The organism is Dyadobacter subterraneus (assembly GCF_015221875.1).
GTDB lineage: Bacteria > Bacteroidota > Bacteroidia > Cytophagales > Spirosomataceae > Dyadobacter > Dyadobacter subterraneus.
Map to the genome: position 1 here is coordinate 785,236 of NZ_JACYGY010000001.1, position 11,908 is coordinate 797,143.

Annotated in this window: 7 protein-coding genes; 6 read left to right on the plus strand and 1 reads right to left on the minus strand. The window is 38.6% G+C overall.

Annotation, left to right across the window (positions count from 1 at the left end):
- Positions 1 to 2: 2 nt before the first annotated feature.
- From IEE83_RS03400 to IEE83_RS03420, 5 genes are all read left to right on the plus strand, one after another.
- Positions 3 to 2,423: an ABC transporter permease gene (locus IEE83_RS03400; protein ID WP_194119218.1), complete on the plus strand. Its 2,421-nt coding sequence runs from the start codon at positions 3 to 5 to the stop codon at positions 2,421 to 2,423.
- 50 nt (positions 2,424 to 2,473) lie between these two features.
- Positions 2,474 to 4,942 carry an ABC transporter permease gene (locus IEE83_RS03405; protein ID WP_194119219.1) on the plus strand — a complete coding sequence of 823 codons (2,469 nt, stop codon included), beginning with the start codon at positions 2,474 to 2,476 and terminating at the stop codon, positions 4,940 to 4,942.
- Positions 4,943 to 4,957: 15 nt separating this feature from the next.
- The gene (locus tag IEE83_RS03410; protein WP_194119220.1) at positions 4,958 to 7,330 is read left to right on the plus strand and encodes an ABC transporter permease; all 2,373 of its coding nucleotides are present in this window, start codon (positions 4,958 to 4,960) and stop codon (positions 7,328 to 7,330) included.
- Between the two features lie 26 nt (positions 7,331 to 7,356).
- Positions 7,357 to 7,650 (plus strand): hypothetical protein, encoded by a 294-nt coding sequence (locus tag IEE83_RS03415; RefSeq protein ID WP_194119221.1) that lies wholly within the window; start codon positions 7,357 to 7,359, stop codon positions 7,648 to 7,650.
- 146 nt (positions 7,651 to 7,796) lie between these two features.
- Positions 7,797 to 9,005, plus strand: coding sequence for a YncE family protein (locus tag IEE83_RS03420; RefSeq protein WP_194119222.1), 1,209 nt, complete (start codon positions 7,797 to 7,799; stop codon positions 9,003 to 9,005).
- Between the two features lie 43 nt (positions 9,006 to 9,048).
- On the opposite strand, the gene IEE83_RS03425 is transcribed toward IEE83_RS03420, so the two are convergent.
- On the minus strand, positions 9,049 to 9,978 hold the full coding sequence (locus IEE83_RS03425; protein WP_194119223.1) for a serine hydrolase: 930 nt from the start codon (positions 9,976 to 9,978) through the stop codon (positions 9,049 to 9,051).
- Positions 9,979 to 10,364: 386 nt separating this feature from the next.
- Here IEE83_RS03425 and IEE83_RS03430 point away from each other — a divergent pair, with 386 nt between their 5' ends.
- Positions 10,365 to 10,937 carry an RNA polymerase sigma factor gene (locus IEE83_RS03430; protein WP_194119224.1) on the plus strand — a complete coding sequence of 191 codons (573 nt, stop codon included), beginning with the start codon at positions 10,365 to 10,367 and terminating at the stop codon, positions 10,935 to 10,937.
- Positions 10,938 to 11,908: the final 971 nt, after the last annotated feature.

Here is an 11,908-nt window from a genome sequence, read left to right on the forward strand (position 1 = left end):
AGATGATACGTAACTACTTCAAAATTGCATTCAGAAATCTCTGGAAAAGTAAAGGTTATGCTTCGATCAATATTGTCGGGCTTTCGGTAGCTTTTTGTATCAGCATTTTTCTTTTTCTGACGGCTTATTTCCAGTTGTCATTTGACAATTTCCATAAAGACGGCGACCGGATTTTTCAGGCTTATTTGTTTTCTAACAATCCAGAAAAAGAAGAAAAGAGCGGTACACTGCCTATGCCGCTGACACCGGCGTTGAAAGCAGAATATCCGGAAGTTGAAGCCGCGTCGAGATTAATGAACGGGAGTAGTCTGGTGGAATACAAAGGCAAGTATTTTGACAAACAGGTCATGCTTACTGATCCTGATTTTCTGAAAATATTTTCTTTCCCCATGTTGAAAGGAAGTGCTGAAACTGCGCTTAATAACCTTAGTAATATTGTGATCAGCCAGAATATGGCAAAGGCAGTTTTCGGAAGCGAAGATCCAATTGGGAAACAGATACAGCTGGGATCGGATGGCGGAAATCAAAAACAATATATTGTCACAGGTGTATTGGGTGACTTTCCGGACAACTCAACCATACAGTACGATGCATTTATTCGTATCGAAAATCACGAAGGTTATCAACGTGAAAAGGATCATTGGGACGCCATGTCTCACAATGTATATGTAAAATTGACCCCGAACGCCGATCAGGCGTCTTTTGAAAACCGGTTGAAATCTTTTTCAAAAAAATATTTTGCTGATAACATTGCCAGTTTGAAAAAGCGTGGAGCAAAACCAGATGAACGAGGAGATATTTTCGCTATAAGATTACAGAAACTGGCTAATGTACATTTTGCAAAAGACATTTCCGGTGGTTCATCTTCTTCAACATTGATTTTCGCACTGATGGGTATCGCGAGTTTTATCCTGCTGATTGCCTGTATCAATTTTATTAATTTGAGTGTTGCCCGCTCCTTCACGCGGGCTCGGGAAGTTGGTGTTCGAAAATCACTTGGAGCACTTAAAAATCAACTTTTTATACAGATTTGGGGCGAAACGTCTATGATCTGTTTTGTTGGTTTTCTCGCTGGCCTTTTGTTGGCTTATGCTTTTTTACCACAATTCAATGCTACTTTCAGAGGGAAATTGACGTTAGGATATGTCTTTCAGCCGGAGACTTTAACTATTATTCTTGGCCTTTTTATACTTGTCACTTTGGTGGCCGGCGGTTATCCGGCATGGCAAATGTCAAAATTTAATGCGGTTGAGGTTTTAAAAGGGAAAATCACATTGAAACGTCCCGGAATTCTTCGTAATTCTTTGATCGTTACCCAATTCACTTTATCGAGTTTGTTGATTTGCTGTACTATTATTGCTATTCAGCAGGTTGGCTATCTCAGAACACAGCCGCTTGGTTTTGACAAGGATCAGGTCATCAGTATTCCGGTTGGAAACAAGGTGAACGGACAGCAGGTTTTGCGCAGAATGCGTAATACGCTGGGCAATGATCCGACAATCCTTGGCGTGTCCGGCAGTGCAGTAAATCTAGGTGTTGGAAATGACCACAGCACTTCAAGAAGTGTGATCGGGTTTACCTACAAGGAAAAAGAAATCTCCTCAGACTGGGTTTCTGTGGATTACGAATATGCAAAAACCCTTGGTATAAAACTTCTTGACGGCAGGGAATTTGATCCTGCTTACCCGACAGATTCTCTTGATCGTGTGATCATTACAGAAAGTATGGCCAAGATGATCGGTGAAAAAGATCCTGTCGGGAAATTTTTTCAAACGGATACAGCGGGTGTCAAATATCAGATTATCGGACTTGTTCCCGATTTTCATTTATACTCACTGAAAGCGGATCAAAAACCAATTACTTTACATCTTTCACATTCCGATCCGATCAGCTATATTTTTGTTCGTGTCACGCCGCAAAGTCTGGCTGGCGCTATGGACAAATTGAAAGGAGTCTGGAAAGAAGTTGCTCCACAGGCAGAATTCATCGGTTCCTATATGGACGAAAATACAAATGCCTGGTATAAGGAGGAAGAAAGGCTTTCTCAGATTTTCAGTCTGGCGTCTGGCGTTGCAATTTTACTGTCATGTCTGGGATTATTTGCTGTCGCGCTGATGGTCATTGAACAGCGTACCAAGGAAATCGGCGTTCGCAAAGTTTTAGGTGCGAGCATTTCAAGCATCGTCTATACACTTTCCGAAGACTTTGTAAAAATGGTCGTTTTGTCTATCGTTATTGCCACTCCGTTAGCCTGGTTTTTCATGCAAAAGTGGTTGGATAATTATTCTTACCGCATCGAAATCAGTGCCTGGATTTTCGTTCTCGTCGGGATAGCCGCAGTTGGCATTGCATTAGTGACAGTTAGTTTTCAATCCATTAAAGCGGCGTTGATGAATCCTGTAAAATCTTTGAAATCAGAGTGATACATTGTTTTTGAATAGTTATTGTTACCTAACTTCTTAATAATAAAACGATGATAACCAATCATATTAAAGTGGCATTCCGGAATTTTCGGCGGCAGATTTTTTTTTCGCTCGTCAATGTTACCGGCCTTGGCGTTGGACTGGCAGCGTGCTGGCTTATCGGGATTTATGTTTATTATGAAAGAAGTTTTGACGAATTTCTGCCTGATGCTGACCGGATTTACTCGGTAACGCTGGACATGAAAATGGGAGACCAGGAATTCAAAACCACAAATACACCACCGCCAATAGGTCCGAGGCTGGCGGCAGATTATCCCGAAATTGAGACAACCGCAAGAACGTTCAATCTGGGTAGTGCGATTGTTCGCAGGAATATTCCCGGACAGGAATCTTTACAATATAATGAAGACCGGGCAATAGCAGCCGATACTTCTTTTCTAAAATTATTTGCTTTCCCCATGAAAGAAGGCGGACTTTCAGCGCTTGACAATACGGGAAGCCTGGTTTTGACTGAAAAGATGGGCAAAAAATATTTTGGTACAAAATCGCCTGTTGGACAGTCATTGGAAGTTAACGGAGCAGTTTATACCATTACCGGAGTGATGAAAGATCTGCCGGTAACGTCTTCCCTACAAGTTGATTTTTTATTACCCATGGCAAATTTCAAAGTTGTAGAGAATTTTGCGTGGAGCTGGATCTGGCTTCAGGTAGATACCTGGGCCAAATTCCGTGAAAAACCTACACCAGAAGTTCTTGCCAATCTGGAATCCAAATTTCCGGCAATGATCAGGAAATTTGCACCCGCCGCGTATGAGCGCGTAGGACAGGACCTTTTGAAACAACTTCAAAACGGAGACAGACTGGATGTGAAATTGATGCCATTAAAATCATTGCACCTTAATGCGACAGATTTTTATTCACGGCTATCAACACTCGGCGACAAACAGCAGGTTAATATTTTCAGTATTGTTGGCGGTTTGATTTTGCTGCTGGCTTGCGTAAACTTCATGAATCTTTCTACGGCGCGGTCTATAAAACGTACCAAAGAAGTCGGAATCCGTCGCGCATTAGGTTCGAATAAAGGTATACTGGTTAGTCAGTTTTTGACGGAATCCCTGCTTTTCAGTGTTATTTCCATGGCACTTGCTTCTGTCTTGACTATTCTTGCATTGCCTTTTTTCAATAAGCTCACATCTCTCAATCTGACGGTTTCTGATCTTTTCTCACCCGAAATAATACCTTTTATAATTCTTTTGCCTTTACTGACAGGTTTGCTTTGCGGACTTTATCCGGCATTTTATTTTTCAAGATTCAAAACGATTGATATTTCAAAAATGACGGGTACGGCTTCGACGGGTGGCAATGCATTTTTGAGAAGTTCATTGGTCGTTTTTCAATTTACGGTATCTATCGTGCTGATGTTAGGCGCTTTTGTGGTTTATGAGCAATTGAATTTTGCCACCAAAGTTTCTCCCGGATTGCAGCGCGAAAATGTCTTGATTATTGAAAATGTCAGGCACCTTGCCAGTGCCTCTGCAAAAGAAACTTTCAGACAGGAACTTCTTCGAATACCCGGAGCTGTCAGTGCTACATACAGTTCGGATTTGCCTTCACGGGGCAGTTTCGGAGATTATTATGAACCAGAGCAGGGTGATCAAAATCATGCTGTTATAAAAAATCTGCTGATCAGTTCATTTCTGACGGATGTGAATTTTATTCCTACTATGGGAATGAAAATAATTTCAGGTCGTAATTTCTTGTCTGATACAGGCAGTGATTCAACCAGCGTGATCCTGAATGAAGCAGCCGTAAAAGCCATTGGATGGACAAATGCTGTTGGGAAATGGATGCGTTATCCGGGAAACAGAAACCAGCGTTTTCAGGTTGTGGGCGTGATGAAAGATTTTTATATGGGTTCTGTCAAAGTGGCCATAGAACCGATGGCTATATTTAATGAATCTTCGAAAACTTACCAGACATGGAATTCTAATATGGCCGTGAGATTGCGACCGGGTTCAGAAAAAAATGTTACCGGAAAAGTGGCTTCACTATGGAAATCTGCTGTTCCTAGTGTTCCTTTTCAGCATGATTTCCTGGATTCTTCCTTTGCCAGACTTTACAATTCGGAGGCAAAAACCAGTGTTGTGCTTAGTGTTTTCACAGGCCTGGCGTTATTTGTTGGTTGCCTCGGATTATTTGCACTATCCGCATTTACAGCTGAACAGCGCACTAAGGAAATCGGAATCAGAAAAGTACTTGGCGCTTCGGTAGCCGGTCTCGTAGCTCTGCTGTCAAAAGATTTTCTCAAACTTGTTTTTATTGCGATAGTCGTTTCCGTGCCCCTTGCCTGGTATGCTGTCGATAAATGGCTGCAAAATTATAAATACCGTATCGAAATTTCCTGGTCGATTTTCGTCGTGGCAGCTGTTTCTGCTATTTTAATTTCTTTATTGACCGTAAGTTTTCAAAGTATAAAAGCTTCACTGGCCAATCCCGTAAAATCACTCCGTTCAGAATAATTAACCTAACTTCCCATGTTCAGAAATTACCTCAAAATCGCCGCCAGAAATATTTGGAAGCACAAGGATTACTCCTTCATCAATATCGTCGGTTTGGCGATGGGTATGGCTGTGTCCATGCTGATATTGATGTTTGTGATGCATGAGTATAGTTATGACAAGTTTCACAAAAATGGAAACAGGATTTACAGTATACTTGCCAAAGTCAAGATGGATGAGCGGGATATACAATTCAGGAGTTTTAATTCTAAAATTGGACCTCAGTTAAAAGAATCAACACCGGAAATTCAGGATTTTGTCCGGATAAAAGAGTCTTATCAGCCTGTGGTGCTCAAAAACCCGGAGAACGCGTCTTCGCTTTTCAGTGAACCCAATTTCATGTTTGCAGATCCCTCGTTTTTTAAAGTTTTTTCTTTCAAATTGAAAGAAGGAAATATAGATAATGTCCTGAACAAACCGTATGCTTTGGTGATTTCAGAACAGGCTGCAAAAAAATATTTTGGTGAAAAAGATCCGATCGGAAAAACACTTTTGTATGAGGGAAAACACCTGTTTGAGATTACCGGCATAGCTGAAAATTCGCCTTCCAATTCCACCTTTAATTTTGATTTTGTTGCCTCTATCAACACCATTCCACAATTAAGTGAGCAGGATAAAAACATGTGGGAGCACGCAGGTGCTTTTACTACCTATTTATTGTTGGATTCAGAAAATTCCGTTAAGAAGGTAGAGAAAAAGATTTTAGCGGCGGGGATTGCAACGGATGATTTTGATAGAAAAGCAAGTTATTCACTAGAAGGATTTACTACGATTCATCTGGGAAATAACTTTGTGGATTCAGGAAATATTAAACTGATCAAAATTTTTGCCGGTATTGCTTCACTAATACTTTTTCTGGCGCTGTTCAACTATATGAGCCTTACCACGGCCAGATCAACCCAGCGCGCGAAAGAGGTAGGAGTGCGCAAAGCAGCGGGTGCCGGAAGAAACAGTTTAGTTAAACAATTTTACACTGAATCCGTGCTGGTTTGCTGTATTGCATTTTGTCTGTCGTTTGGTTTTGTAGAGCTCATGAGGCAGCCCTTTTATAATTTGTTAAATCTGAAAATCGACGGCTCATTTCTATTATCTCCTTCATTTGTTGGGGTATTAGCCGGGATTTTACTTTTTAGTGCTTTCGTCGCCGGTAGTTATCCCGCATTGATCTTATCCGGATTTTCCCCGATAGAGGTATTGAAAGGAAGATTGGGAAGCCAGCAAAAAGGTACTGCCTTAAGAAAGATTTTTATGGTTTTTCAGTTCACAGTTTCCATAGCGCTGATTGTTTGCAGTCTCATTGTCCGACAGCAGTTAAGTTTTATGCAAAATGTAAAACTGGGGCTGAATAAGGACCAGATGCTGAACATTCCTATAAGTGGTTCTATTGGCAAAAATTATTTCTCATTTAAAAATGAAATAGCGCAACTGGCAGGTGTTGAAGAAGTTGCCTTTTCAAGTACTGGTTTGTACAAAGGGTATAGCATGTTTTTTACACAAAATAAATCAACAAATAAAGATGTAAGTGTGTCTTATGCCGAAGTAGATGCTAATTATATGAATACACTCGGACTGGCCTGGAAAATAAAGCCAGAAGGTACTTCATGGAAAAATGGTCACGGCATCTTGATAAATGAGTATGCGGTAAAAGAATTGGGCTTGAAGGGCAATCCTCTCGGCCAGGAAGTTTTTAAAAGAAACGTGGTAGGTATTCTGAAAAATTTTCATTTTGCATCAACCCAAAGTGAAAAGCTTCCTATGGGACTTTTTATTATTTCGGACACCACTAACAATTTAGCTGATGAACAAAGTTCAGGCATTTTATTTGCCAAAATGGATCCTAAATCCGATATCGTTGAAAAGATAAAATCAATTGAAAATATTTATAAGAAATATTCAGCGGATAAACCGTTCGAATATTATTTTCTGGATGATGCTTTCAATGATACGTTCAAGACTGAAATCCGGATGTCAAAAATGTTTACAGTCTTTACAGCTTTTGCGATTTTTATTGCCTGCATGGGTTTGTTTGGTCTGATAACATTTACAGCAGAAACACGGACTAAGGAAATCGGGATACGAAAAGTTCTGGGAGCAAGTGTAGTTAGTGTCGTTGCACTTTTGTCGAAAGATTTTTTCAAGTTGGTACTGATTTCCATTGCACTGGCGGCTCCTATCGCCTGGTATTTTATGAATAAATGGTTGCAGGACTTCACAGAAAAAATCGAAATTTCCTGGTGGGTTTTTGCAGCAGCCGGAATAATGGCCATCATCATCACACTCTTAACCGTAAGTTTCCAAAGTATAAAAGCGGCCTTGATGAACCCGGTTAAATCACTTAAGACAGACTAAAAAAGACACATTTAAACATCAATCATATGAGCCATATAGCTATCCCGATTCCATCAATTCCAGGAAGGCATGAAATCGAAATTGAAGTGACTGTGAATGGGCTGAAAGAACAGCTGCATTATCGTGTCGAGCTTTTTTACTGGGACAATTGTTCAAATCCTAACGGGCACCGCGCCGATTGTATCAGTGAAATGCTTTCGCATCAGGATCCGGAATGGGCGGTTTACTATATTGGCGCACCCAATGATGAGTATGTGCCCATAACATTTGTGAAAAAAGAAAGCAGATGGCTTTTGCAGAAGAGCAGGGCTACCGCATAAACTTTTACAATCATGCAAAAGGTCTTTTTTATTCTTGATTGGAATAGGAAAGACCTTTTTTTGTGCCCATACTTTATTTGCAACAATGTTGCGTTTATATATGAAATTCATATATTTGCATCATTGTTGCATTTAAATATTGAAAGATGAAAAAGAATTTATTAAAAACATTAATCGCTTTAAGCATTGTTTCAGTTTTGTTTTCCTGTGATAAGGATGATAAGGAATCTGTTACGCCAGTGGAAGAAACGGAGTATAAATACATTCGTATTTTGGTTAATGATGAGACTACAAAGGAACTTTCACTGGTAGATCCGGTAAAGTTTTCGGTGGAATCCTTCCAGGCTCAGTTTCCCAAAACGGCTTTGTATCCAACAAAAGCAGGAAGATTTGGCGCAATTATAAGTACAGCAAACAATACCCTGCAAATTTTTGATACTGGTTTCGAAGGACATGGAGATCATGTTGATGTGAAAGGAACTCCGAAACTTGGTGCTTTGACAGGAAACAGCAATAAACCGACGCATTTTAAAAGTAAGGGCGATGAGATTATAACATTCAATGATGGCGACGGTACGTTAAGCATTGCAAATGAAGCCGATTTTCATGTGACCGGCGCGACAATGAAAACCATCAACGCCGGTAATGTTGCACATCACGGAGCCATGAACAAGTTTGACAATGGCACTTATTCCATTACTGAGAAAGATGGATCTGTTGCAGGATCCTTGCCGGAAAGAGTGAAAATTATTGATGCAAGTGGTAAAACACTTTTTGCTTCAACGATCCAGACCAAAGGAATTCATGGAAACGCGAGCGATGGTCTTATCGCACTTTTTGGTTCTATGAGCGGCATACTGGTTGTTGAACCGACGGGCAAGCAGCACTTAATTGCCCATCCGGCCAGCTTCGGGACAGCCTGGTTCAGTTCTATTTTAGAGGCAAAAGAAGCAGAGAAGTTTATTGGTTTTTCAGCTGCTGTCGGCGCGTATTTGATTGATCCGGTTTTGGATAAAATAACGCCTATTATTGAAAGCACTGATTTAATTCAGGTCAAACTTGATTACGCAGGAAATAAACTGATCGCTTTCCTTTATAGCGGAGAAGTCAGAATTTATGATCTCAAAACAAATACAATGGTAAAAAGTGGCTCTGTATCATCAGCAATTGCAAAGGATGAAACTCAAAAACCACAGATTGAAGCGACTTCAAAATATTTATACTTAACCCAGCCAAAAAGCGGTGAATTATTGCAAATTGATATGGCTGACTTTACGAAAGTTAAAAAAATCAAGGTTTCTGCGACTCCTTATCAGCTGAGTGTTCTTGGGATAGAATCCAGCGAAAGTCACTAATTAGAAAAATAATATCCTGATGGAAAATCCATCAGGATATTATTTAAAACCACCATCTTTCATATCCGGAAACAGGTTTCCATTTACTTTTTGGTTCAAAATGATTCCAGATGATTTCTGAAACTTTACGAATCAGATTATATCCTTCATTATCCCTTTGCCAGTGTTCGTCTTGTTGATTTTTGGTTGTGATACAAAAAACATAATCACCGTGTGGCGCGTGCACCATTACTACTTCTGATTTTGCCTGATTCACTGCCCCGCTTTTCGCTCCTGTTTTGATATAAGGCGGGATTTGTGATAATGCTTCGCCATCCCAAAACTGCATTCCCAGATACCGGTACATTCTTTCACTGGCGGCAGGACTAATTACTTTCCCCTGACGGATCATTGTCATAAGTTCCGCCATTTCGCGTGGAGATGTTTGTCCCCAGCCATACGTTGCCTGATTTTGTTTTCGTCCGGGCGTTCTCGAATTCACGCGGGTATTGACAAAACCGTTGATTTCAAGCCACTGATTTATTGCCGTTCCGCCACCGGCCAGAGCCTGTAACCACAAACTACCTGTGTTGTCACTCAGTGAAATCATCAAATGAATAACTTTTGGCAGTGGAATTTTGGTACTATCACGAAATGAACCCGTAATGCCATCATCATATTTCAGGGAATCTCGGTAAGTGAGAAGCTGGTCGAATTGAAGTTCACCCTTATTTATTTTATCAAAAACACCAATCATGATCGGTATTTTTACCATGCTTGCCGTTGGGAAAATAGTGTCTGCATTGACAGCAGCAAACTTATCTGATTTTAAATTCCGAACATAAACGCCTGCATTCCCTTTGAAACCTTCCAGTGCTTTTTCAAGTTTTTCGGTAAGTTTTTTATCGGAGTTCCCATAAATTGAGCTGACATTTTGTGAAAAAGTGACAAAACTCAGGATTAGCAATGCTGTCAGCAAATAAATAGATTTCATACAGTGCAAATGGAAGTGTTGAAAAAAGCATCAAAAATTAAATAGCAAATTACATAGCAAATTAAATAAAAAGTTAGTTACTAAATAGCTTATAGTGAACTATTTGAATTTTAACATGATCCGTTTTACAAAAAGATAATATCAAATGGACTATTAAAAGTGTGGAATGGATTCCATTACTGCCATTCTGAATTTCCTCAATTTTTGTGTAATCTGTGGAAAATTTATTTGGAAACAGAACCACTTCAAATACATAATCCACAAAATAGAGGGAAAGGATACACACATTTAAAATGAAAGACAATGGAACATAATTTGTATAAAGCGTTGATGAAAGGCTATCAAAGCTGCCAGACTTACCCGCAATAACTACATTAATAACAGAAATGATGATAAGTAAATCTGCATACACCGAACTCGAATTGATTTCTTCTTTAAAATCCAACAAAAAAGAAGCCTTCGAGTATCTCTATGATCATTACGCCTCGGCCTTGTATGGTATCATCATGAAAATCGTTAAGGATGAAGAAAAAGCGGCGGATGTAATGCAGGATTCATTTCTAAAAATCTGGAAAAATATTGAAAGTTATAATGTTGAAAAAGGTACCCTTTTTACATGGATTCTCAATGTTGCCCGAAATACAGCTATTGATCGTTTAAGGCTTGACCTCAAAAAGGAAAATTCTGTAAGCTGGGATACAATTCTGGAATCTGAAATGGGAAATAATGTTATCTTTAATCCAATTCCGGCTACAATTGACATTCGTGCTATTGTTTCCAGATTGCTTCCGGAAAAAAGTATTTTAATAGATCTTGTTTATTTTCAGGGATATACGCACGAGGAAGTATCTGAAAAATTAAGTCTGCCGCTTGGAACAGTAAAGTCAAGGATTAGAAAAGCACTTAATGAATTGAGAGATATTTTTGGTGTTAACAACTATTCTTTAAGGGTGGCATAAATTAAAAAGCAGACTTTTGAACCAGTTTCTCTTTCCGGGATGCTGGTTTTTTTTACGTTTCAATTAGGATCCGAAAATTTTAAGAAAAAATTAATATTAAATTTTCTTAACATAGGATTTTAGGTGGAAATAACTAATACTACATCTTCTGAATTTTTCCAGAGCCTAAAATCCAAAAGATACTACATCTGCCACGAAGTGTTTTACTCCCTAAACTTTCTTTTCCAAATCAGTTTGTAAGAATGATTTTCTTGAAGGAATCAAATTTAAGAAGTCAGCACTAAGAAAAAATCAAGTTGAAAGTTTAAGTAATATACACGCTTTACTATTCATTTTTTTCTTTTACATCCAGATTTAGAAGAAAATTGTAGCGAAGTGTAGAGTAAATTTGATAACGTATAATAAATATCGTTCCGATATTCCTAAAATGTCTCTTCTAACTCGCTGAGTGTGATATATTTTGTAACTGTCTTTTACATTATTTCAGCAGACTTCTTTTTCTTCCGTAACATCTATCCTGATTGATAAGTAATTAGACATTCGCCAAAATCACTTAAACATATATTAAAAGGCGATTTCTTAGCTATTTATAGAACACTTCATTAGTAGAAAAAATTAGTTCGATTTGTAATAGTATAAATTAGTGTCAACTTGGAAAAGTTATATTTTCTATTTTGAGGTAAAAAATGATTTTTTTACAATTTATAATTTGTCACTAATTTGTAAAGTGCTGATAGGCATCGTTATGGCTATTTTATGAGATAGATTTAGTTATTTTTTTCTTGTAGAATTAGTTTAATTTTTAACGTAGATATAGTTATTGCTTGTGTATAATATAAAATTAATGATAAAAATGATTTGATTTTTAAATAGAATTTTTTTTACATTTGCAGTCGTCGACGCCTCCTAGAATAACCACAGAAGTTTAGCAAAAATACATCAGAGTCAATGTGATTTTAGTTGAACTACCC

Coding starts and splice junctions, on each gene's coding strand:
- IEE83_RS03400 (WP_194119218.1), top strand. CDS start 3: ATGATACGTAACTACTTCAAAATTGCATTCAGAAATCTCTGGAAAAGT.
- IEE83_RS03405 (WP_194119219.1), top strand. CDS start 2,474: ATGATAACCAATCATATTAAAGTGGCATTCCGGAATTTTCGGCGGCAG.
- IEE83_RS03410 (WP_194119220.1), top strand. CDS start 4,958: ATGTTCAGAAATTACCTCAAAATCGCCGCCAGAAATATTTGGAAGCAC.
- IEE83_RS03415 (WP_194119221.1), top strand. CDS start 7,357: ATGAGCCATATAGCTATCCCGATTCCATCAATTCCAGGAAGGCATGAA.
- IEE83_RS03420 (WP_194119222.1), top strand. CDS start 7,797: ATGAAAAAGAATTTATTAAAAACATTAATCGCTTTAAGCATTGTTTCA.
- IEE83_RS03425 (WP_194119223.1), bottom strand. CDS start 9,978: ATGAAATCTATTTATTTGCTGACAGCATTGCTAATCCTGAGTTTTGTC.
- IEE83_RS03430 (WP_194119224.1), top strand. CDS start 10,365: ATGATGATAAGTAAATCTGCATACACCGAACTCGAATTGATTTCTTCT.